We start from the raw sequence: 24,060 nt of genomic DNA, 5'->3' as shown, positions 1-24,060 counted from the left end.
AACGCTTGAATGTTCAACAATTTTTAGAATTTGCGTTTCCCCATATATAAAGCAATATCTTTTAAAGACTTTTTCACAGAATTGGCTGGCAATTCTTCAATTTCTTTTAAAGCTTTTTGCAAATATAAGTTGCTTATATGATAGGCTTCGTTGATTGCGTTAGAGCTACGCATTTTTTTCAAGAAAACTTGTCGTTCATCTTCTTTCATATCGCCGCTCAAAGCTTTTTCAATATATGGCCGAATAGCTGAATCGTTTTTCGCCAATAAGACAGGCAATGTGATATTCCCCTGAAGTAAATCACTGCCTGCGGGTTTCCCTAACTGTTTATCTGTAGCTGTCAGATCCAGAACATCATCAATGATTTGGAATGACATGCCTACATAGTAGCCGAACTTCTTTAAGTGATGTGCTACGCTATCATCTGCTCCAGCGGCTACAGCACCAAGCTGGCAGCTTGAGGATATAAGCAATGCAGTTTTCCGTTTAATTCTACGGAAATAATCACGGATAGATTGGTTTAAATGCATCTTATCCTCAATTTGAATGATTTCTCCCTGCACAATTTCCACCATCGTTTTAGATAGAATTTGGTGAGCCTTTTCATTTTGAATATTAGTCATATATTCTAATGCCCTTGCAAAAATAAAATCACCGGCATACATAGCAACACGATTATTCCATTGGGATTTAACAGTAGGACGCCCTCTACGCAGCTCAGCGTCATCGATGACATCGTCATGTACAAGCGATGCCATATGTATTAACTCAAGTGGCACAGCTACGTTTTTCATATCATCTATATTATATTGGCCAAATTTTGCACCGAGCAACACAAAGACAGGTCGAATACGTTTTCCGCCAGCCTTCAGCAAATGGAGAGAGGCATCTTTCAAATAGTGTGAAGATGAATCCAACGCTGTTTCTAATTCTTTTTCGATGACTCTTATGTCTGATTGCAGATCAGCATAAAGAAGCTTTAACTTCATCTTTTCCACGCGTCTAAACATCCCCTACACTAAATTTCTTTTTTTATGCCCATATGCATAGCAGCTGCTCCGCCACTATATGATTTGTATATTACATTTTGTAAGCCCGCAGCTTCAAACATTTTTTTCAATTCTTTCATCCCTGGGAAATCATTAGCAGATTCTTGCAACCAAGAATATTCATTGAAACTTTTAGCAAAAAGCTTGCCGAATAACGGCATGATATAGTGAAAATAAAAGCGGAACAATTGTCTATAACCCGGAATTTCAGGTTGCGATGTTTCAAGGCATACAACCTTGCCGCCCGGTTTTACCACACGGTGCATTTCTTTTAAAACTTGCATATAATCAGGTACATTGCGAAGACCAAAGCCAATTGTTACATAATCAAACGTATTATCATCAAATGGCAGTTCCATCGCATTTCCTTGTATTAGCTCTATTTGTTTTATATTCTTTGTTTTTTCAATGCCTACATTCAGCATATTTTGGCTGAAGTCTAGCCCTGTGACATGGCCATTCTCTCCAACTGCGTCAGCAAGCGCAATTGTCCAATCTGCAGTGCCGCAGCAGACGTCTAGCGCATGAGAACCTGGTTTTACAGCCATGCGTTTCATTGTATCTTTACGCCAATTTTTATGCATCTGAAAACTAATAACAGAATTCATCTTATCGTAGCTATCTGAAATATTTTCAAATACAGCGTGTACGCGCTCTTCTTTAGATTGAGCCATTCTACTCAACACCTTTCATCGTAATCTGTGCCTCTACATTTACTTCAACATGCTGCAACATAAATGTTTTTACTTCATCTTGTAAGATCGGAGAAGCTGTAATAATACGTATTAGCCTAGATGAAAGGTTAGAGATTAGCCGTCTTAAAATTTGTTCATTGTTCATGCCTGCATACTCTTGCTGTTGTTCTAGTATTTTCAGGAATGGCGTTTTCATATGCTTTTCTTGTAAGAACTGTAATTCTCGTTTAAGTCGTTCCAAAACCAGTCCGTCTTTGACAATTTCAATATAACTATCTAGATTAAAATGTTTCAAAAACTGGCATGTAATCGTTGATTCGATCACTTCTAGAATCTTATACCATTCATCCATCGAACGCTTCATAGGCTCATACAAAACAGTCCTAGATTCGCTACTCTTGGCGACAGCCTCAGACAATGAACGAACAAGTTCAATATCAGGAATTTTTGCAAGTGTTGCATAATACATACCGCTATAGTAATCGCCAGCAAGAACTGTTAGTTGCTGCCTTTTTGTGGCAGCATCTTGTTCGTTGATTTGTTCATGGCCATTCAATGCGGCATAAACCATAGCAACTGCGTTTACAGCCTGTTCTATTTTTTTCGGCCAATGTTCGCCGTTCAATTTTGGCAATAATATATAGCGAAGTTGTCCATCAAAAATAATTGGCTGGCCTGTATACTGCAGGAGCGTTCTATGATGCAATTTGGTTAATATATTATTTTTTGATTGTAATAAATGTTCTTCTAAAATTGCTGCATTCATAAACTTTTCTCCATTCAGTTCATTTCCTGTTGCTATACTGTATTACTTATCTCGTTTTAACAATGTAAAAGGTCAATTGGGGCTTTTTCACCTACTGCAAGCTTGGCCCAATCAATCTTTCAACACCTTATTTTCAAGAGATAGTATAACGGGCTATAATTTTATTTTTTCGCATCGCTTTCAACAATACCAAATGCTGTTTGAATCTCTGCTTTGCCTCGAATTTTCATCGCTGAAGTGTGTTCTGTAAATTGCGCGATCATTACTTCACCCTCATCCAGTTTTTCCGAGTGGTGAAATTTTGTATCATTCCCGCGAGTCAAACCGATCACATGGACGCCATCTTCCTTTGCACGTATTACTACATAATCATTTTGGCCCATTTGAAGAGTCTCCTTGTATTCGAATTTCCTTTTCCTATCATACCATAAAAAAAGGCGTAAATTAAGCCATTTTAATGAATGATAGTATTTCTTGTCGTTTCACATCATCTTCTGAAAAGATTCCTTTTGCTGAAGATGTAACCGTTTTTGCACCTGGTTTTTTAATACCTCTCATAGTCATGCACATATGCTCTGCTTCCACCACAACATAAACACCTTCTGGCTCTAGCATTTCCATCATTGTTTCAGCAATTTCACTTGTAATACGTTCTTGCAATTGTGGACGGTGTGATATAGTTTCAACTGTTCGCGCAAGCTTGCTTAGACCTGCAACAACTCCACCCTTTGGCAAATAAGCAATATGTGCTTTACCATAAAAAGGTACTAAGTGATGTTCACACATAGAATAGAATGGTATATCTTTTACTAACACTACTTCATTATGCTCTTCATGAAAAACTGTTTTAAAATAATCTCTAGCATCTATATGAAGACCTTGGAACATTTCTGCATACATTTTCGCCACACGTTTTGGCGTATCTAATAATCCTTCACGATCAGGATTTTCTCCTACTGCTTCAAGTATCATTTTTACTGCTTGTTCAATTTTATTTAAGTCAACATTCGAATTTGAATGATCGATTTTCTCTTCTTTAATATTAATCATGGTAACCCCCTATGCTTCTAAAAAAGTCTCAAAATGAGATTAACATACAAGACCTCTAATCGCAAAATATGAAAACGGATTTATCCCATTTTCTAAACTTAAAAAAACCTATATTATTCTTAGCCCATCCCACTAAGTAATATCTTTTTATGTATAGTTGGTCCTGTTCACTCTTAATTATACAAAAAGAGTAGCCAGTTAAATTGGCTACTCTATGTAACAGATGCAAAATTATTTTACTGCATCTTTAAGCGCTTTACCTGGCTTGAATGCAGGTACTTTGCTTGCAGCGATTTCGATTTCTTCACCCGTTTGAGGATTGCGTCCTTTACGAGCCGCACGTTCGCGGATTTCAAAGTTACCAAAACCAATTAATTGTACTTTATCTCCCTTTGCAAGAGCTGCTTGGATAGATTCAAATACTGCGTCAACTGCTTTTGTTGCATCTTTCTTAGAAAGTTCTGCAGTTTCTGCAACAGAGTTTACTAAATCTGTTTTATTCACACCATTCACCTCCTCTCAAAAGGCATACCACTAAATCATGTAAAAAGATTATCACAACACTATTTACTGTGCAACAATATTTATACTTCATTTGTTGATTTTAAGCAAATAATAATGCCTGTCTCAACCAATATAGCATGTTTAAATGAAGTATACGACAGTAAAATATGTACAATTAAAGCAAATATATGATATCGATTTTACATATAGATACATGAAAAACACCATAAAAAAAGGGCTACTTACATACTGTAAATAGTCCTTCATTGTTCCTTTTATTCAATTTATAAATTATTTTCTTTATTTAGATAAATCAAGCTTCATTCCAGATTCATTGTATTTATAAAATAAATGTTACCATGCCTGAATCGCCTTTATTGACCATTTTTTCTATCGTTTGGCGCATTCTTGCTTTTGCATGTTTAGGAACTGCATCTGTCTTGTAAGCAATGCTTTCTTTCATTACTTCAAACAATGGTGTGCCGAATAATTGCGTTTCCCATAATGCATCCCGATCATGTAAAAAGGCATACGTTAAATCTTTCAGCAGCTGCTGGCTATGAAACTCTGACCCAATCAATGGTGCGAATTCCGCTGCCATATCAATACGTAAAATGTGATAAGATGGTGCTTTTGCTTCCATGCGGACACCAAAGAAATTATTCTGTTTAATAATCTCTGGTCTTGACGGTTCGAATTCCTGAAGGGTCGGCAGTGTTACACCATAACCATCCTTGCGTGCTTGCTCAATTGCTTCATGGAAGCGTTGATAAGATTTTCTCGCTTGTTGCGATTCTTTTATAAATAATAACCAATCCTTCTTACTTTGGATAGGTTCTTCCAGCCATTCGTCACAGATATTTTTGAAAATATCATTTTTCAGTTGTAAGCTAATTATCGCATGCCCTAATCCCGCATCTACACTTTTCACCTGTGCTGAAGCAATGAAGTCCTCATCAAGCAATTCTTTTGTCAAGCGTTCAATATCTCTAATTTTATTGACAGATTGCTTCCAATTGTCAATTGATTGCTTGATCAATTTATTTAATTCATGATTCTCTTCTAGTACATCCAACCAATCCGGTTTTTCCATTTCCAATTTTTTAATTGGGAATTCATATAATGCTTCTTCTAGGATATGTTTTACCTCATTTAACGTCATTTGATCTACTGATGTAGAAATGACTGGTGCATTATACCTCTCATGTAGTTCATCACATAATTCTTTAGCAGTCGTATGTGCTGGCATTTTGCTATTCACTACAATGACAAATGGTTTGCCGATTTCTTGTAATTGATCAATAATATCTTGCTCCGCCTGACGGACAGATTCACGCGGAATACCATTAACTGTACCATCAGTCGTCATTACAACACCAATATTAGCATGCTCTCGTATAATTTTGTCTGTGCCAATTTTAGCTGCATCTTGGAATGGAATTGGGTCGTTGTGCCATGGTGTATGTACCAACTTTGGTCCATTTTCATCTTCATAGCCTTTCACTCCATCAATAATGTATCCTACACAATCTGCAAATCTAATCTTAAAAGGCATATCCTGATTGCCTACTGAAATTTGCGCGCCATTCGCTGGGACAAATTTAGGTTCTGTTGTCATAATGACTGGACCAGGCGAGCTTTGTGGCAGCTCATCTTGTGCTCGTTGTCTTTCTTTTTCATCTTCCATATTCGGTAATACCATAATATCCATAACACGCTTTGTAAACGTTGATTTACCTACTCTTACAGGTCCTACTACACCAATATAAATATCGCCGTTCGTTCTTGTTGCCATTTGCTCGTACACTTCTTGTGACATGTTTTTCTTCCCCCTTTTTCTCAGCACTATATCCTATGCACGCAAAAAACGTTTCATGCACAAGTCATGAAACGCTTTTTAAAAAGGTAAATTATTATTTTCTTTTCGAATCTGTAAGAAATTCAACTTCTTGTTTGTCATTCACTGTATAAGGCAAAGAATAGGCAGGCAAAACCTCATAGCGATCCGATAAAAGGTGTCTGATATCCTCACCACTTTTCACATTTGGCTTTTCTTTATCAAGAATTCTTTGCAGTTCAATAGAATAATCAATGCAAATTTCGCCACTTCCTTTTACTATAAAGGGCAGATTGGTATTTGAATAAGGGCTAGGAACAGTAGGGGCTTGTTTATAGCCCATTTTTTTATAATCTATTTGATAAATATCATCCTTGATTTGGCCCGCAATTGGCACAAATCCATTCACACCTTTTTTAATATTCATCTCTCGGATAATTTCAGTGCCCCGCAGATCGACTAATTTTACTTTTGGCTTTTTGCTCTCTGCATGCCAGATTACATATTGATATATTCCGCCCTTTTCAAAAGAATTGCCTGGAGCTTTCGGAATATATCCGCCACTTATAAGCTTTGAAAAATCTATTGGGTACTTGATATATTGGTCTACATCTTGATCACGATTCTGAATCGGCAATAAACCGCCTGTATCTTTTCTGAATTGATCAATAGTCTTTTGGACTGTTAATAACTGTGCTTGATCAGGCAATTGATTTTCTACTTTCTCTTTATCTGGATACATACATCCTGTCAACACCACTGTAAGTAATGCAACAAATAATAATAAGCTATATTTTTTCATAAACTTTCCCTCATTAATTTATTTTAAAATGACATTACAACAAATACCATTGTCAAAAAGCCAATTATTAAAAAAATATACGCAATCAACGCGACAATTGAACTGATAATTCGATTTTTTATCTTTTGTCTGCTTAAATAAATGAGTCCTGACGCGACAAGCATAAAACCAATGGAATAAAAAGAAATCCACATCATTGTCATACCGGATATGCCTGTACTAGCAAGAAGCACTAAATTTGACAACGATACAACCACCTTTCTTATGTACATTCAGTTAAACCCTATGAGATAGCCTAAAAAAATAAGAGATGGCTGCTGCTCACCTCTTATTTTGACTATTCACTAAATACGTAGATCGTTGAAAATATCTTATGACACCATTATACAGTATGGAAGTTAACAAAGTTTAAAGATAATACGCATCTAATTCTTGCTTTTTCACTCTAAGCATAAGTTCTTCCACCGTTTGACGAGGATTCTTATCCTCAAACAAAACGCTGTACAACGCTTCTGCAATCGGCATGGACACATCGTACTTCTCTGCAAGCTGATGGGCTGCCTTTGTTGTACGAACGCCTTCTACCACCATGCCCATTTGTTCAAGAATCTCATCTAGTGTATACCCTTTGCCGAGCATATGGCCCGCTCTCCAGTTACGGGAGTGGACGCTTGTACATGTGACAATTAAATCACCCATGCCTGCCAGCCCTGAGAATGTAAGTGGGTTAGCACCCATTTTCACACCCAATCTGGAGATTTCGGCAAGACCTCGCGTAATTAGGGCGGCTTTGGCATTGTCGCCAAATCCTAAACCATCAACGGCTCCTGCAGCTAATGCGATAACATTCTTTAAGGCACCGCCTATTTCTACGCCGATGACATCCTTATTTGTATATACTCTGAAATATTGATTCATAAATAAATCTTGTACTCGCTCAGCTGCTACTATATCTTCACACGCAGCTGCTACTGTTGTAGGATGATGCAATACCACTTCTTCTGCATGACTAGGACCTGACAAGACTACAATTTCCTCAATAAATTCAGCTGGAATTTCTTCTTTAATAATATCAGATATCCGCAATAAAGTATTTGGTTCGATTCCTTTTGAGACATGTATAAAAAGGACCTTTTTGTCTAATGTCTTGAGCATTTTTTTACAAGTCTCGCGGATACCTTTAGTAGGCACAGCCATGACAACTATTTCCGCATGTGAAATTGCCTTTTCCATATCATCTGTCGCATTTAAATTCTCCGGCAAGATTGTTTCCGGCAAATATTTAGCATTCCTATGTTGGTTGCTAATTTCTTCCGCCTGTTCTTTTCTATGTGTCCATAGTAATGTATCATGCCCGTTTTCTGCTAGAACAATCGCTAATGATGTCCCCCATGAACCTGCTCCTAGCACTGCTACACGACTCATGTAAAAGCCCCTTTCTATTAAATAGTTATTAGTCCCTCGCTCTTGTAATCAACTTAATCGGCGTTCCTTCAAAGTCAAAAGTATCGCGAATTCGGTTTTCTAGGAAACGCTCGTAAGTAAAGTGCATTAATTCCGGATCATTGACAAAGACAACAAATGTTGGCGGCTTAATCGCTACTTGAGTTACATAGTAAATACGTAAGCGACGACCTTTATCTGTTGGTGCAGGATTTCTTGCTACAGCATCTGAAATTACTTCGTTTAAGATGCTCGATTGAATCCGCATGGAATGATTTTCGCTGACGCGATTAATAATTGGCAAAATGGAATGTACACGTTTCTTGGTTTTAGCAGACACAAAAATAATAGGTGCATAGTCAAGAAACTGGAATTGTTCTCTAATTTCCTTTGTTTTTTCATTCATTGTTTTTTCGTCTTTCTCTACAACATCCCATTTATTCACAACAATAATGACAGCTTTACCAGCTTGATGCGCATAGCCAGCAATTTTTTTGTCTTGTTCTTGAATACCTTCTTCGCCGTTTAAAACAACCAAAACAACATCTGAACGTTCAATTGCTCGAAGGGCTCGAAGGACACTGTATTTCTCTGTTGTCTCATAGACTTTTCCTTTTTTGCGCATTCCAGCAGTGTCAATGATGACATATTCTTGACCATCAAATTCATAATTTGAGTCAATGGCATCACGCGTTGTACCAGCAACATCGCTGACAATAACTCGGTTATCTCCAAGAAAGGCATTAACTAAAGAAGATTTGCCGACATTTGGACGGCCAATTAATGAAAACTTAATGACATCCTCATCGTATACTTGTTCTTCTTCATTTGGGAAATGTTTAGCTACTTCATCAAGCAAATCTCCTAAGCCTAAACCATGTGAGCCTGAAATTGGGAATGGATCGCCGAAGCCTAATGAATAAAAATCATATATCATATCTCTCATATCAGGGTTATCAATTTTATTAACAGCTAGTACTACTGGTTTTTTTGTTTTGTATAAAATTTTGGCTACATGCTCATCTGCCAATGTTACGCCTTCTCTTCCATTGACCATAAAGATTATTACATCTGCTTCGTCCATGGCAATCTCTGCTTGATGGCGAATTTGTTCTAAAAACGGCTCATCTCCTATATCAATACCGCCAGTATCAATAATATTAAAATCATGTGTAAGCCAGTCCGCAGAACTGTAGATTCGGTCGCGCGTCACACCTGGAATATCCTCCACTATGGACACACGTTCACCTACAATTCTGTTAAAAATAGTCGATTTACCGACATTTGGACGGCCGACAATTGCGACAATCGGTTTCGTCATTTTAAATTCATCCTTCCAACTTCTTAATCCTATTATACAACAAAAAAGGTGATGGCATCTGATCTGTCACCATCACCTACAATTCAAGTCAATATATCTTTATTTTATCAAAAAACTGATGCATTGCAAGAAAAAACAGACGCTAGAACGATTCTTTGCGTCTGTTTCTTTTAATTAGTTATTTTTTGAGAAATTTTTTAGTTGATCACCAATCACATCACCGAATGAAAATCCATTTGTTTCTTCTGGCATTTCATAGTCTGTTACTTCTTCTTCTGCATTATTTAGTAATGCTTTAATGCTAAGAGATAAACGTTTTTCGTTTTGATCAACGCCCAGAACCTTCACTTCCACCTCTTGGCCTTCTTTTAAAGCTTCATGAGGAGTGGAAATATGATTATGTGAAATTTGCGAGATATGGACAAGTCCTTCTACACCTGGGAATACTTCGATGAAAGCGCCAAAACCAACTAGGCGTTTCACTTTCCCTGTAAGAACAGCACCCACTGGAGCTTTCTCTTCAATATTTGCCCATGGGCCTTCTTGTGTTTCTTTAATAGATAAAGAAATACGCTCTTGTTCTGGATCAACGGATAGAACTTTTACTTTAACACGTTGTCCTTCAGAAAGAACGGTTGCCACATCATCAATATGTTCGTGAGATACCTGAGAAATGTGTACAAGGCCGTCAACGCCACCCAGATCTACAAATGCACCGAACGAAGCTAAACGCTGAACAGTGCCTTCTAGTACATCCCCTTCATGAATACCACCTAACACTTCGCCCTTTTTCTCAGCTTTTTGGGCTTCTAAAACTGCGCGGTGAGATAGGATTAGACGGTTTTTCTCTTCTTCCATCTCTACGATTTTGAATGTTAACGTTTTTCCTTTGTAATCGTCGAAAGATTCAACAAAGTGATCTTCTACAAGTGAAGCGGGTACAAATCCTCGAACGCCTAGATCAACGACAAGGCCACCCTTCACTACATCTTTCACTTCAGCTTCAATTATTTCGCCGTTATTAAATTGTTCCTCTAAAACTTTCCATGCCTTTTTCGCATCAACCTTGCGTTTTGACAACACGTATTGACCAGGCTTTGCATCATCGGGTTCTTCAACTTTTGTTACGATTAATTCTAATTCATCATTTACGGAGACAGCGTCAGAAGCTTTTTCCACATGCAAGCTAGATAGCTCGCTAATTGGCACTACGCCATCAAACGGTGCACCAGCTATAGTGACGATTGCAACTTTATCTTCCACTCGTTCGACCTTGCCTTTTACGACATCGCCTTCACGGATTTCGTTTACTTCGTTTAAGTTCATTTCTTCAGACATATGTAATCCTCCTTCACAATGTATAATTCCTATTTTATAAGAATTTGCTAGTAAAAACAAAAATTAACCCTTATAATCACATATTATTTATTTTCAGGATGATGTTCATTTAGCAATAGCTGGATATGATCCATGATCACTTGTGTTACTTCTTCCGCTTTTGCCTTTGTTTCTCTGTACGGTTCCATATCGATTGGTTTACCAAATACAACTTTCACTTTTCTAAACGGTTTATATGGACCTATGATGGCACATGGAACCACATTTGCATTTCCTCGCAATGCAAAAAAACCAGCGCCCGAAAAACCTTTGCCTAGTTTGCCGCTTTTATTGCGAGTACCTTCTGGAAAAAGACCAACAACTTGGCCGTCTTTTAATGTATCAATTGCAACTCGCAAAGCTTGCCTATCGCTTAAACCGCGCTTCACAGGAAATGCATGTACCTTAGGGAGAATGGATTTTAGAATAGGTACTTTAAAAAGCTCTTCCTTTGCCATAAAGTTGACCGGTCTTGGTGAACAAATGCCCACCATTGGAGGATCTAAATTATCGATATGATTTGAGCATAAAAGTATACCGCCTTCTTCAGGAAAATTTTCTTTCCCTATAACTTCCATGCGGTAGATTGGCTTTAGTACATTAAACACAACTGTTTTAGCAAATTGGTAAAAGTCCATTTAGCCCATCCTTTCGTTTGCTAATTCCAAAATAGTTTGTGCAGCTTCAGAAATAGAAAGCTCTGTTGTATCCAGGAAAATGGCATCTGGTGCCTGAATTAAAGGAGAAGCTTCACGCTCACTGTCTAATTTATCGCGATTTGCTATTTCGGATTTTAATTGTTCCAATGATGATTCAATACCTCGGTGTTTATTATCCTCATATCTTCTCCGAGCTCTTTCTTCCACTGTCGCTGACATAAATACTTTTAATTCTGCTTCTGGCAGCACTGCGGTAGCAATATCTCGTCCATCCATTACTACACCGCCCTGCTTTGCCATTTCGCGCTGGTGATCTACCATAATCTCTCGCATCGTTGCATGACTAGCAACTTTCGATACATTCTTGGTCACTTCATTAGAACGGATTTCTTCCGATACATCTTTCTCATCAAGAAATACAAGTTGTCCATTACTTGAAGGCTTTAACTGGATCTTCGTATTTGTAAGCAAATCAGTAATGCTTTTAGCATCTTCTAAATTTATATGTTCGTTCAATGCTTTTAATGTAAGTGCACGGTACATTGCGCCCGTATCAATATAAGTATAGCCAAGCTTTTCTGCCACTATTTTGGCAATTGTACTTTTGCCGGCCCCTGCAGGACCATCAATAGCGATTTGTATATTCATATTCAAATGTCAACCCCTTCTCTCCGTCATATTGTAACACAGAAACCAATTGCCCGTGAAAAGATAAAGTGAAACATTACTCAATATTGAATCTTCGTTCAAACAGCAAGGAGAACCACCTTATTAATATGAAGCTAGCATATTTATTTAAGGTAATAAAAAAACGAACAAATGTGATTTTTAAACTCAACATTCGTCCATTTCTCTTGATATTATTTTCCATTCATAATAAAAAATTTTGTGACGGGCTTTCCTCATAGGAGACGCTATTCTCGTCTTTATATTAAATGATTAGTCGTCTATTGCTTTTACTACCAGATTACAACTTCACAGTTTCAAGATATCCTAAAAGCTTGTTTCCTTTTTGCGAATTTGTAATTGCCGTTCAAAACAGAATCTTACAATGTATTGTCGGTCGACGTCATCCGTATTTGTAAATTGCAGTGTAGCCAACATTCTTTGGTCTTTTTCGATTATCCGAATGACTCTTGCAGAGGTATGAACATATTTAACTCCTTCATTTGAATTCGAAAATGGCAAGACAATGATAAGTTGCAATTCATCATTTTCTTTAAATGGTACAATTCTGGGAATGTTGATTGCTAAGCCACCAGCGCTAATGTCTTCCGCCACATATTGATAATTCTGTTGATTATACTCTACAGCAATATCAACAGGTGTAGCTACACGAACATATTCACGCCTTTGTATCCTAATAAACTGATCGTTAGCAGGTAATGCCAGCATAATCATTGGAATATTGTTTTTAATTCTTCCAAGTACTTCTGTTTTAAATGCAAAAGCGTTTTTAGCTTCATCAACAAAAGAAACGCGATATTGTCCACCCTCTAACAAAAAAGAGGTCTTATTTGTTTGTATATTGGTTGGATAATCAATGTAGAGAATATTGTTTTTTTGCTCTACAATTTTAGCGCGAAGGCGATCTTTTACATCGGAAGAAATTGATTCTAATATTATATTGGTACCTATTTTCAATTCCATAGCAATCTCCCTTTATGATTCATAAGTTGTGTTTTTATTATGCCACGGATTGGACAATTTAGCTATATCCATTCTACATTAAGGAAAAGAGCATAAAATGCATTTATAATTTTTTTTATTTTTATCATTATGAATTTAAAAACGACATATTATTTAATCATCCGACACCTTTAGACCTATAAAAAAATCAGTGAGGATACGTTCCCCACTGATATATGTTTTTTATGACAGTCGCTCGTTTTTAATTACTTCACCTGTCTCTGTGTCAATTAGTACTTTGTATGTGTGCTGCGTTTTATTTGCGTTCACTCTAACTGTTACTTCATAACAAAGTCTCTCAACAAAATCTTTATCCTCAACATATGCTAAATCCTCTTCCATTACTTCCGCATCGCGATTAAAGAATGTATTCCAATCTATTTTCTTCATCGTTTGCGGTTTTACTTTTTCTTTTTGAATGTACTCAATTCCATTAAGACCAACAACTTCACCAGTATCTTTAGCTATTTTCACTTGCACGCCGTCCGCATAAATCTTCGCTTTTGTTGATTGATCTACTCTTGCGTAGCTTAAGTGCCAAACTTCACTATTTTCTCTTGCATCTGTTTCAACAACATCGGTATAGCCTAGTTCTTTTAAATGTTGATCTGCCAATTTTTTTAGTTTTAGAATTGGAAGACTAGTTTGTCCAAATGGTCGTTCAACTAAATAGGAAAGAAGATGGCCACCTTTTACAGTCAAATCCGCATAACCTGTGCGTTCGCCTTTAGTGAAAGTAATATGATAAAAAGGATACGGTGCCCCTTTTCTGCTATTTTTCACTACTATAGTGGCATTTGATAACTCTGGGAACATATCTTTAAAACGATTTATTGCTTCGCTTTCGCTAATTTTTCGGTCATCTAATTTTTGCAGGTTTTTCCTCTTTTCATGATCTGATTCACTAGCAGTCAGCGGAAAATCACTTTCTCTATATGTCTTAATTGATTTAGCCATATTTTTAAAATTACCTGTCGATGGGTCTGCCGTTTGTTCTTCTAGCCAATGTTTATAATTGTTATCTTGCTGCAACACATGAGCTGTTGCTACTTGCCAATCATTTGAAAAGTTTGTGAGGTTTTCAGAAACATTCTTTATGTTAGCATGCCATTTATCAGCGTTCTCTTTAGATGTCATCGTCATTTTTGCATTGTTACCTAGTCGACCAAGATAATTCATCCATTCGCTTGTAAATTCTTGATCTAACGGTAAATCCGCTATGGAATATTTAATATCAGATGACAAGCGCCATACATCCTGTAATGATTGATGCAATGCGGTGGTATCTTTATACATTAAGGATTGCTGAACAGCTTGCTGTAACTCATTTAGTTGTGTTGAAGCATCTGCCATTTTATTTGTATATTGCCCATGCAGTAGATATTGAAGTTCCTTATTTTCTCTATTCGATGCTACTATAAATATTAAGCATGCTATTAATGCGTAGCTTAATAAAAATATGGTTTTTTTCATTCGTTTTCACCTCCAGTTTTACTAAATGCAGAAGATATGCTCGCCAATTTGTGTGATTTGTTTTCTTGTCCATATCCATTTACTTGTTGCTGTTTTTGGGTTGAAATAATAAAGGGCATTTTGTGAGGGATCCCATCCATTCATTGCATCCAGTACTGCTTCCATCGCTTGTTTATTCGGTTCAAGCCAGATTTGTCCATCTGATACAGCTGTAAAAGCACCAGGTTGGAAGATGATACCTGAAACAGTGTTAGGAAAATCAGGGCTTTCCAAACGATTCAATATCACAGCAGCTACAGCCACTTGTCCTTCATATGGCTCTCCTCTTGACTCTCCATATACTGCATTTGATAACAACTTCAAATCCTGTTCCGTAAATTTACTTGGGATTTGCATATCTGCCCCATTGCCAGTGCCTTCTTGTGTAGTTTTCTTTTGGCCACCATAGACAGTAAATTTATTTCCTTTTCTTATTTGTCCCATTACATAGTCTTTATCATAGTTTGAAACCGATGCTAACTTCTTCTTCGTCGTTGCACCAGCTACTCCGTCTATCGGCAATCCATATTGATCCTGGAAATTTCGCAATGCCCAATATGTGCTATAGCCAAATTTCCCATCAATCGTTCCTTTATAGTATCCAATGTATTGAAGTCTTGATTGCAATTCAATAACGTCATCGCCAAACGCGCCTCTTGTAATAACTTGTGAGGAGAATGCTTCTCCTGTCCTCGGGGCCACGCTTGTAAGAAAAAGACTTAGAATAACCAACAAAAGCATTTGATAACGTCTCATATTGACAGCTCCTTTTCTATAAGCATGGTTTCTTGCATGTTTTTTATACAAAAAAACTGAGAGAAAAAATCCTCTCAGAATAGAACATTATAAGTATTAAAATTTTTGTTGCGCCACAAGCATTTGAACCAATTGTTTATGTGCAGTTTTCACTTTGCGCAGGGCAAACCACCATAAAAATAACATGAATGGCAGCATAATATATGCCCACATGCCTTCAATTGTGAGGATGAAATTATATACAATATGAAGTAGCATTGGCAAAGTTAAAGCTACTACTAGATAACGTATAGAAATCTTTTTCTCCGTAAACTTAGCTCTTCCAAGATAGTAGCCCATAACAACGCCAAAAAGGGCATGGCTAGATACAGGCATGAGAGCCCGCATAAAAGCTGTATCTAATCCATAAGAGAGAAGATATAATATATTTTCAACAGTTGCAAATCCTAGTGATATACTGACTCCGTATAAAACACCGTCATATGGGTCATCAAACTCTATATGATTGTAAATAGCCACAAATAATATAAACCATTTAAAAAACTCTTCCACTACTCCGGAAAATAACACATCTTGTAAGATAACATGTGAAAATATGTGTTCTTCCATTAATACAAATTGCAAAAATAATATAGGAAATGTTAATATTGCACCATATATAAAAGTGTGTAACAATGTTGTTCTCGGCTCTGTCGCCATTTGATTCCTTAAATAAAAAAAACTAAAGAGCGCTAGAGCGGGAGCAATGGACACGGATAAAAGAACGAACATTTTTTTAAGCACCCCATCTCTATTTATAGTACTATTTTATAAGAAAAGACATGAAATTTCGAGGAGGACTTTTTATGAAGAAAAAAGTTTTGCTTATTCATACAGGTGGCACTATTTCTATGCATGTCAGTGAAGACGGAGGTGTCATCCCTGATATCGTAAATCCATTAATACAAGAAAGTAAAAAACTAGAAAATATCGCTGACATTATTGAAATAGAAGCTTTCAATCTTCCTTCACCACATATTACGCCTCAGAAGATGTTAGAGCTACGAAATTTAATTATTAAGACGGTTGAGGGACATGCTATCGATGGTGTTGTAATTACACATGGTACAGATACTTTAGAAGAAACTGCTTATTTTTTAGAATTAACGACTAATCTTGAGATACCGATTGTATTAACAGGCGCCATGCGTTCATCGAATGAATTAGGTGCTGATGGAGTCTACAACCTAGTGGAAGCTGTCCGAGTTGCTTCTTCTGAGGTAGCAAGAAATAAAGGTGTTCTTGTAGTTATGAATGATGAGCTGCATTCTGCTGTAAACGTAACAAAAACTTCTACTAGTTCAGTCTCTACTTTTCAATCGCCACAATATGGTCCGCTTGGGTTAGTGACTAAAACTTTAATTCATTTTCAACAAGCTCCTCTCAAACGAGAGTATGTAGAAGTAAACAGTTTAGATAAAAAGGTTGCCCTATTTAAAATATATGCTGGAATGGAAGCAGACCTTCTTTATTCGGCAATTGATTGCAAATATGATGGTGTTGTGTTGGAAGGTTTAGGACAAGGCAATGTTCCACCATCCCTGTTGCCGGCAATTAAAGAATTGATTGCACACAATATTCCTGTTGTACTCGTTTCTCGTTGTTTTAATGGGATCGCACAAGGCGTGTATGGTTATGAGGGTGGCGGTAAAATGTTAGAGGACCTAGGTGTATCTTTCGTAACTGATCTTAATGGACAAAAGGCACGGATTAAGCTATTAATAACTCTAAATAAAGATAAAAAACCGATTAATGAGGAAGGCTTGTTATTAAGTCAATAAAGAAGTAAAGTATGTTATTCACATGGTTTTTATCATAATCAAATCGAAAACACTAAATAATAGAAAATAATTTGTTTCATATTACTTAGGCAGAATCTTTATGATTCTGCCTTTTTGTACTCCATCAGTGGCAAAGCAGATGACTCATTATTCATCGAAACATTTTGAATAGTCAGTCGTTATATTTAATAACTATATAATTAAGGAGAGAAGATGATGATGAGGATGCAAAAAATCAATTACGTCTTTTTGAGTTCAACCCTAATTTTAACTTGCATATTCTTTTTGCTAATGTGTGTGTTTGTTTTACCGAGGATAGCACAGGAAACCGTATTAATACATCCAGAAGTTACATATCTAAAATATCCTATTTTATTAGGAATGTACGCTACAGCGCTGCCCTTTTTTTATGCGATATATGAGACTCTAAATATGATTAAAATTATTGAGTGTCAATCTATTATTTCTAGTCGCTTTGTTCAAGGATTAAATCGAATAAAATACTGTGCACTTGTTATTATTCTTTTGTATGTCATTGGAATCTTTACACTTGATAATGCAAATGCACTACCGCCAATAATTGCAGTAATGGGATCCGGGATACTTCTTGTAACAATAATGGTGGCGGCGGGATCAGCGTTCATAAAAAATATACTTATAAAAAATCAATCGAAGTTATCTAATTCATGAAAGATCACCCTAGGACTGGCTTAGTTTTTTAAGTCACAAATTATAAAATCCAAAAGACAGATTTATTCTACACATTTGTAGAGTAAATCTGTCTTTTAATTTTAACAGCAATAATTGTTTGAAAAAACAATCTTAATTATAAGTTTCTTCGTAAAGATAAGTCGTCAGATACATTTACTTATCGATAAAAGCATAGCTGTTTATTTTAGCGTTTTTCTTTAATTGATTTTGCGATTAAATCTCCATGCAGTTTTCCATTTTCAATAAAAATTTCATTAGCATTATTACCAGCTGCAATTACGCCTGCAATGTATAATCCAGGTACATTAGTTTCCATGGTTTCTGGGTTAAATGTCGGGCGGCCCGTCGTTTTATCTTCTGTTACGCCCATTTTTTGAATAAACGAATGATCAGGATGATACCCTGTCATCGCGAATACAAAGTCATTCTTGATAGTAGTATCTTTACCTTCCTGCAATAACATCACTTCATCCTGCGTAATTTCTTTCACAAGTGTATTAAACATCATATTGATTTCGCCATTGCGAACAAGCGCCTCGAAATCTGGCAATACCCATGGTTTAATGCTCGGTGAGTATTCCCACCCGCGGTAGGCAACTGTCACACGAGCACCTGCTTTATGAAGTTCTAGTCCTGCATCTATCGCAGAATTCTTCCCCCCAATAATCAATACGTCTGTATCAAAGAAGGGATGGCCCTCTTTAAAATAATGATACACTTTTGGTAGTTCTTCTCCCTGTATGTTCATGTAGTTGGGATGGTCATAATATCCTGTCGCAATGATAACATACGGTGTTTCATATTCAGCCAGATCTGTTTTCACAATAAACTTGCCCTCATTTGGCGTTACTTGTTCAACTCGTTCGAAGCGATGAATATTTAGGTCTTTTCTCTTTACAACTTCACGATAATAGACCAATGCCTGGTTCCGCTTTGGTTTTTGTTGTTCAGTAATGAAAGGTATATCACCAATTCCTAGTTTTTCACTTGAACTAAAAAATGTTTGATGCGTAGGATAATTATAAATCGAATTAACGATATTTCCCTTTTCAATAATAATAGGGTTTAGACCAATCTGTTTTAATGAAATAGCCGCAGCTAAGCCACATGGACCGCCGCCTACAATAATTGCTTCTTCTTGTAGCACTACAATGTCACTCCTTGTAATTTCTTTCGTTTCAGAGATATCTCTATATACATCCTTTAAACAATCAATTTTAAGTTTACAGTATTGTCTAATTGTACATTATACGCCTGGACACCATAAAAAAACAGGCATGCGCCCTATACCACATACCCGAACTCTTTTAAAATATAAGCATTTTTTTACGGACTTTTGCCCACCTCAATTAAGATTGACAATAATAATTGAGGCGGTGTCCTATACACAGGCATGGTTTACAAGATACAAAGGTATTTAGCCTAAAAACAAAATTTGTGTTACATCTAATTTATTTTTGGGCTGGTATTGCAATTGTTGTTCCTGGCGCAACGGTATTTCCAGTAATACCGTTTGCTTCCTGAATAATCGCAATTCCGGCAGTACTACCATAGAAGTTGATTGCGATACTTTCAATTGTTTCCCCTTCTTTAACATTATAGAGACGTCCAGCTGCCTTTGCTTCCTCATATAACTGTTGCTGCTTCACTTTTTGTGCTTCAAGCTCTGCATTTGCTGCTTGTTCTTCTTTCTCTTTTTGTGCTTCAAGCTTGGCATTTTCTGCTTGTTCTTTTTTCACTTTTTCTGCATTTATTCGGTCTGCTTCTTTTTGAGCGGCTTGTTCTTTCTTCAGCTGCTCCTGTTCCTCTTTTTTTGACGCTTGAGTAGTTACTTTTTCTTTTTCGCTATTGGTCTCAATATGGACACCACTGTCACTCTCTATTTCAGCTTTCTCATGACTGTTTTCATGTGAGAGTGTACTAAAATATATCAAGGTGGAAATAGGAATTAATATAAAGACAATTGCTAATGCTGTTAGCAATTTAGGTTTGCTTTGGTTTTTTTTCTGCTTACCCTCATCGTTTTGATGTCTTCTTTTCATTCTAGAAGGATTTTTCTCTTCTTCTTCCGGCTCAATATAAATTGCCTGTCTATGTTCTTCAATTTTTCCTCGGTAATCATCTTGAGGCATGGAAATCCCCCATTTCAATAAAACTTCTATTCTCCTATTATGACGAATTAATAGGTACTTGTAAATGAACGAACTTACTAGGGCATAAGTGCGTGTAACCGTTCTTGCCATGATGGTCGATTTCTTGATACAGGATGAAACTCTCTTGTTGCGACAATTTCTTGGTGATTAATCCCGCAAAAATGGCAGCAGTTTGGTGGCTTCTCTTCCAACGATTGCCCAAAGTAGGAAACTAATCCTTCTCGCATACATTTTTGAGCTTCTACAAAGTTTGCAACCTCTCTGATTTGCTCTACCTTTTGTCTGCGTAAATCTTCTAACTTTTGGATAACCTTTTCCCCTGGCAATTGTGCCATCCAATATGACAAAACCCGATAACCCGTTTCGCTAATCTGGTTTAAATCAATCATTTTTTTTGGATCTTGTTCTAGACGTTGATATTCCATAAAAGCTTCCACATGGTATGAACTTGGCAAATCATCTGTCACGATAAAGCGTGTCTGATCTTCATCCTTTGGACTATGTACCAAGATGGAAAGCGCATCTTTCCCATCACGCCCTGCCCTTCCAACCTCTTGCATATAATTCGCCATTGTGGCAGGTATATGATCGTGCAGGACTTGGTAAACATTATCTTTATGGATTCCCATACCAAATGCAGTTGTAGCACATATCCACTCTAATTCTCCTGATTGAAATTGCTGTTGGATAAACTGCCTATCTTCCATCTCCATTCCAGCATGGTAAGCGGCTGCTCTTATCTGTTTTTTTCGAAGCTCTTCAGCATAAAGAAGCGTTTTTTTTCGCGACTGTGTATAAATGATACCTGGTCCCTCGGTTTGCACAACATGATTAATAATCCATGGTAGTTTTTCTTCAACACTAGGAAGATTAATGACATCATAATGAATATTAGGCCTTTCAACAGAGTGGATATATTCAAATGGATGAATCATTTTCAAATATGTTTTAATATCAATTACCACTTGTTCTGTAGCAGTCGCACTTAAGGCTAATATTGGGGGTCTATTTCTCTTAGGAATCCAACTGGCAATCTTCAAATAATCTGGGCGGAAATCAAATCCCCATTGTGAAATACAGTGCGCCTCATCTACAACAATGAGCGAGAAATCTATCTTTTGAAAAACACGCTGGATTAAGTCGGTTGCAAGCATTTCAGGAGATATAAATATATATCGATAAGTAGCTATTCGTTGAAGTGCATGTAACTTTTCACTGCCTTGTAAAAAAGAATTGAGAGCTATCACTCTCTTTTCTCCAAACCTTTTTAATGAATCTACCTGGTCTTGCATCAATGAGAGCAACGGTGAAATAATTAAAATGGGACCATTTAATATATATCCCGGAAGCTGATAGCATAATGACTTGCCCATTCCTGTTGGCAGTAGCGCTACTGCATCTCGTCCTTCTAAAATGGCCTCTATTACTTCCTTTTGTCCTTCTCTGAACGACTCATAACCAAAATGCCGATAAAGAATATCTTCAAGTTTCATAAGCTCAACCTCCTTTTGTCGCCATCACTAATCGAATTTGGAAATAAGACAAATGCGGAATACTTTCACGAATAACTTTTAATTTTTTGCTCCCAGTCTGTCTCATTACATCTCTTGCTTTATCTGTATCCTCTTCGCTAATAAATTGATTGAGTGGAAAATCTATATCATTCATTGCCATCTCTACAAAATGGTCCTCAATTGTGCTGATTTTCAATGAACGCATTTGTGCGATTTGGTCTGGTGTATAGCCATTATAATATAAATCTGCGGTTTTCTTTGTGGAATCATTTAAAACATTTTCAAGCCTTATTCCTGCAGCCAGTTGATGTAAAAAGGGATATTGATTACGCTTTGCATACAGGTCGTCCAGCCAAATATGTAACGACTCGATTAATATTAATTGCATATCTAACTCAGTTGCATCAAACTCTTCCGCTAATTGTTGCCATGTCCAGCCTGATAAACGATACCCTGTTATTCGTAAAACAATCGTTAACTTGTGCTTGTCATCTAACGGCAATTGTTGGATAGATTCTTCCAACTCATCTCTGAACTGGTTTTTAAATTTATCCTCTTTATATGGTTTTCCCATTAAAAACTGTTTTACAAAGTGTTGAATTTCCTCATCTTTCTGTAGTGGCATGAAACGATAGTCTCCTGCATGAAAATGCGACAAAGTTTGCACTACAAGCGAAAGTCGCTTAAAAAAGATGTGTTCATTGCCACGATAGTACCATCCATTAAAAAGTATTTCCTTAGATTGCTGAAGAACTGTTTTCCCTCTTGCTGTTATAATTGCTTGTTGTCCATCATTTATATGAACCCAGCCTGCATCAATTAATTGATTTAATTCATCCGTAAAGGTATTTTTAGAAAGTTTCGGCAGGATACCAAAATATTTGTGAAGGTGAAATGTTCCCACATCTTGAATCGTCTGGCCTGACCTCTTCCCCCTTAACAAATGAAGGGCTGCTGTTGCAGAACGCTGGCCATTCATTGAAGAAAAAATAGATAATAGTACTTGTTGTATATACATGATTATTCCTCCATTTAAAGTGATTTAGGTTGAAATGTGAGGAAAAGCGTTTTAGAATAAGTAAGAAGCTATTGGGATTGATAGTAAAGGAGAGAAGTATAATGGCTAAATTTACCATCGTTGACCAAGATACATGTATTGCTTGCGGTGCATGTGGGGCGGCAGCACCGGATATTTACGATTACGATGATGAAGGTATTGCCTTCGTTATTTTAGATGATAACACGGGAACAGCTGTAGTTCCAGAAGATTTGATGGAAGATATGGAGGATGCTTTTGAAGGGTGTCCAACAGATTCGATTAAAGTAGCAGAGGAGTCTTTTGAAGGCGACGCGCTTAAATATGAATAATTATATAACGTTATAGATAAAAGAGTATCGAACCTAATTCGGTGCTCTTTTTATCATTTCAAATTCATTTACTGGATATATTAGAGCTAACTCGTCGAGACTGTTTTTCTGCTGTCGAAACCTTATATGTAACAATTATAAATCTTAGGGGTAAATTGAGCATTTTAATTTCGCTATTACGAGTGCGAGTTAAGTATAAACTTCAAAAAAGAATTTAGTTCAATATTGTTCTTTTTGATTAAAAACTTAAAGGATTTCAGGAATAATTTAAATACACCATAACCCAAGAGGACCCCCGAAAAGTTAAAGATTATGTCATTTACATCAACATAACGAGTAGTGAAACCAACCATTAAAGCTATGATTAGCTGTAAAATTTCTATAAAAACCCCTAGTAAAAAACCTAAAACGGCAATCTTTTTAAAACTTACTTTAGAAATGAAAGGAAGTCCAAATCCAAATGGAATTGTCAATAAAATATTAAGTAAGGAAGTTTTTATTGCAAAATAATCTGGATTAAATGGAATGAAATTAGCGTCCCCCCATACATTTTGCCCTATGTCTTTTTTCATCTCTCCGTCAAGGATTATAGGGAATTGAGTGTACTTTAAAACATTACATAAATATATAAAAAATATAGTGAAAAAGAACAAATATACATAGCTTTTTTTATATTTTATTTTTAAAAATAAAATTATAATTATCCAAAAGAAAGCTGCAATAAGCATAATTGACTCATCAAAATCAATTAACATTTTATTACTCCTTTATATCAAAAATGCTTTAGGCATCCCTGACACTCTTTTTTTAATTAGAAACTTTTCCCCTTTAATATTCTACCATATTCTTCTGTTTTCCAAATTAACAGATTGTACTTACTTGAAAAAAGCAGGTAAAGCAAAACCCAAAGTAAGTGCCATAGCTGTAATTAATGGGAAGATTTTTATTTTCATCATTTCATCTCCTTTTAATTTGTAATAGCGCACTTTTCTTATGCTTTAAGAAACGATAACGCATGAAAATATTAACTACAA

Annotated in this window: 26 protein-coding genes; 3 read left to right on the top strand and 23 right to left on the bottom strand. The window is 36.4% G+C overall.

Annotation, left to right across the window (positions count from 1 at the left end; genetic code table 11):
- Nucleotides 1–23: 23 nt before the first annotated feature.
- The 18 genes from hepT to prsW form a co-directional block, all read right to left on the bottom strand.
- Entirely contained in the window at nt 24–998 is a 975-nt protein-coding gene (hepT, locus tag F0527_RS04985) for a heptaprenyl diphosphate synthase component II (RefSeq protein ID WP_066786058.1), read from the bottom strand.
- 20 nt (nt 999–1,018) lie between these two features.
- Nucleotides 1,019–1,723, bottom strand: a complete 705-nt coding sequence (locus F0527_RS04980) for a demethylmenaquinone methyltransferase (RefSeq protein ID WP_147193952.1) — start codon at nt 1,721–1,723, stop codon at nt 1,019–1,021.
- A 1-nt stretch (nt 1,724) separates the two neighbouring features.
- Complete coding sequence (locus F0527_RS04975; protein WP_150283984.1) at nt 1,725–2,510, bottom strand: heptaprenyl diphosphate synthase component 1; 786 nt, start codon at nt 2,508–2,510, stop codon at nt 1,725–1,727.
- A 161-nt stretch (nt 2,511–2,671) separates the two neighbouring features.
- A complete protein-coding gene (gene mtrB, locus F0527_RS04970) occupies nt 2,672–2,893 on the bottom strand; it encodes a trp RNA-binding attenuation protein MtrB (protein WP_066786045.1) in 222 nt (73 codons plus the stop codon).
- Nucleotides 2,894–2,954: 61 nt separating this feature from the next.
- The gene (gene folE / locus F0527_RS04965) at nt 2,955–3,560 is read right to left on the bottom strand and encodes a GTP cyclohydrolase I FolE (protein ID WP_066786042.1); all 606 of its coding nucleotides are present in this window, start codon (nt 3,558–3,560) and stop codon (nt 2,955–2,957) included.
- Between the two features lie 231 nt (nt 3,561–3,791).
- Nucleotides 3,792–4,064 (bottom strand): HU family DNA-binding protein, encoded by a 273-nt coding sequence (locus F0527_RS04960; RefSeq protein WP_066786039.1) that lies wholly within the window; start codon nt 4,062–4,064, stop codon nt 3,792–3,794.
- 340 nt (nt 4,065–4,404) lie between these two features.
- The gene (spoIVA, locus tag F0527_RS04955) at nt 4,405–5,883 is read right to left on the bottom strand and encodes a stage IV sporulation protein A (protein ID WP_066786036.1); all 1,479 of its coding nucleotides are present in this window, start codon (nt 5,881–5,883) and stop codon (nt 4,405–4,407) included.
- Nucleotides 5,884–5,977: 94 nt separating this feature from the next.
- The gene (locus F0527_RS04950; RefSeq protein WP_150283983.1) at nt 5,978–6,703 is read right to left on the bottom strand and encodes a hypothetical protein; all 726 of its coding nucleotides are present in this window, start codon (nt 6,701–6,703) and stop codon (nt 5,978–5,980) included.
- A gap of 23 nt (nt 6,704–6,726) precedes the next feature.
- Nucleotides 6,727–6,948, bottom strand: coding sequence for a DUF2768 domain-containing protein (locus tag F0527_RS04945; RefSeq protein WP_307723577.1), 222 nt, complete (start codon nt 6,946–6,948; stop codon nt 6,727–6,729).
- 163 nt (nt 6,949–7,111) lie between these two features.
- A complete protein-coding gene (locus tag F0527_RS04940) occupies nt 7,112–8,128 on the bottom strand; it encodes an NAD(P)H-dependent glycerol-3-phosphate dehydrogenase (RefSeq protein ID WP_066786032.1) in 1,017 nt (338 codons plus the stop codon).
- Between the two features lie 28 nt (nt 8,129–8,156).
- Nucleotides 8,157–9,467, bottom strand: a complete 1,311-nt coding sequence (gene der / locus F0527_RS04935) for a ribosome biogenesis GTPase Der (protein WP_066786029.1) — start codon at nt 9,465–9,467, stop codon at nt 8,157–8,159.
- 174 nt (nt 9,468–9,641) lie between these two features.
- Nucleotides 9,642–10,805 (bottom strand): 30S ribosomal protein S1, encoded by a 1,164-nt coding sequence (gene rpsA, locus F0527_RS04930; RefSeq protein ID WP_150283982.1) that lies wholly within the window; start codon nt 10,803–10,805, stop codon nt 9,642–9,644.
- A gap of 83 nt (nt 10,806–10,888) precedes the next feature.
- Nucleotides 10,889–11,482, bottom strand: coding sequence for a lysophospholipid acyltransferase family protein (locus F0527_RS04925; RefSeq protein WP_150283981.1), 594 nt, complete (start codon nt 11,480–11,482; stop codon nt 10,889–10,891).
- Entirely contained in the window at nt 11,483–12,157 is a 675-nt protein-coding gene (gene cmk, locus F0527_RS04920; RefSeq protein WP_190323381.1) for a (d)CMP kinase, read from the bottom strand.
- Nucleotides 12,158–12,496: 339 nt separating this feature from the next.
- Nucleotides 12,497–13,153 carry a flagellar brake protein gene (locus F0527_RS04915; protein WP_066786018.1) on the bottom strand — a complete coding sequence of 219 codons (657 nt, stop codon included), beginning with the start codon at nt 13,151–13,153 and terminating at the stop codon, nt 12,497–12,499.
- A 222-nt stretch (nt 13,154–13,375) separates the two neighbouring features.
- Nucleotides 13,376–14,665 carry a PepSY1/2 domain-containing protein gene (locus tag F0527_RS04910; RefSeq protein WP_066786016.1) on the bottom strand — a complete coding sequence of 430 codons (1,290 nt, stop codon included), beginning with the start codon at nt 14,663–14,665 and terminating at the stop codon, nt 13,376–13,378.
- Between the two features lie 21 nt (nt 14,666–14,686).
- A complete protein-coding gene (gene sleB / locus F0527_RS04905; protein ID WP_066786013.1) occupies nt 14,687–15,460 on the bottom strand; it encodes a spore cortex-lytic enzyme in 774 nt (257 codons plus the stop codon).
- A 96-nt stretch (nt 15,461–15,556) separates the two neighbouring features.
- On the bottom strand, nt 15,557–16,231 hold the full coding sequence (prsW, locus tag F0527_RS04900; protein WP_150283980.1) for a glutamic-type intramembrane protease PrsW: 675 nt from the start codon (nt 16,229–16,231) through the stop codon (nt 15,557–15,559).
- Between the two features lie 74 nt (nt 16,232–16,305).
- Between prsW and F0527_RS04895 the strand changes: the two genes are divergently transcribed.
- Both F0527_RS04895 and F0527_RS04890 read left to right on the top strand, forming a co-directional pair.
- Nucleotides 16,306–17,280, top strand: coding sequence for an asparaginase (locus F0527_RS04895; RefSeq protein ID WP_150283979.1), 975 nt, complete (start codon nt 16,306–16,308; stop codon nt 17,278–17,280).
- Between the two features lie 213 nt (nt 17,281–17,493).
- Nucleotides 17,494–17,970: a DUF2975 domain-containing protein gene (locus F0527_RS04890; protein WP_370454630.1), complete on the top strand. Its 477-nt coding sequence runs from the start codon at nt 17,494–17,496 to the stop codon at nt 17,968–17,970.
- Nucleotides 17,971–18,175: 205 nt separating this feature from the next.
- On the opposite strand, the gene F0527_RS04885 is transcribed toward F0527_RS04890, so the two are convergent.
- From F0527_RS04885 to F0527_RS04870, 4 genes are all read right to left on the bottom strand, one after another.
- Nucleotides 18,176–19,138 carry a YpdA family putative bacillithiol disulfide reductase gene (locus tag F0527_RS04885; protein ID WP_150283978.1) on the bottom strand — a complete coding sequence of 321 codons (963 nt, stop codon included), beginning with the start codon at nt 19,136–19,138 and terminating at the stop codon, nt 18,176–18,178.
- A 304-nt stretch (nt 19,139–19,442) separates the two neighbouring features.
- Nucleotides 19,443–20,123, bottom strand: a complete 681-nt coding sequence (locus F0527_RS04880) for a LysM peptidoglycan-binding domain-containing protein (protein WP_150283977.1) — start codon at nt 20,121–20,123, stop codon at nt 19,443–19,445.
- 77 nt (nt 20,124–20,200) lie between these two features.
- Entirely contained in the window at nt 20,201–21,637 is a 1,437-nt protein-coding gene (locus F0527_RS04875) for a RecQ family ATP-dependent DNA helicase (RefSeq protein WP_150283976.1), read from the bottom strand.
- 4 nt (nt 21,638–21,641) lie between these two features.
- Nucleotides 21,642–22,676: a YpbB family protein gene (locus tag F0527_RS04870; protein WP_150283975.1), complete on the bottom strand. Its 1,035-nt coding sequence runs from the start codon at nt 22,674–22,676 to the stop codon at nt 21,642–21,644.
- A gap of 101 nt (nt 22,677–22,777) precedes the next feature.
- Here F0527_RS04870 and F0527_RS04865 point away from each other — a divergent pair, with 101 nt between their 5' ends.
- Nucleotides 22,778–23,026, top strand: a complete 249-nt coding sequence (locus F0527_RS04865) for a ferredoxin (RefSeq protein WP_066785991.1) — start codon at nt 22,778–22,780, stop codon at nt 23,024–23,026.
- A gap of 176 nt (nt 23,027–23,202) precedes the next feature.
- On the opposite strand, the gene F0527_RS04860 is transcribed toward F0527_RS04865, so the two are convergent.
- Entirely contained in the window at nt 23,203–23,781 is a 579-nt protein-coding gene (locus F0527_RS04860; protein WP_150283974.1) for a VanZ family protein, read from the bottom strand.
- Nucleotides 23,782–24,060 lie beyond the last annotated feature (279 nt).

It is taken from the genome of Rummeliibacillus sp. TYF-LIM-RU47 (genome assembly GCF_008638315.1).
GTDB classification, from domain to species: domain Bacteria; phylum Bacillota; class Bacilli; order Bacillales_A; family Planococcaceae; genus Rummeliibacillus; species Rummeliibacillus stabekisii.
Note: the sequence above shows the minus strand (reverse complement) of the source record. Positions and strands in the feature narration are given on the sequence as shown.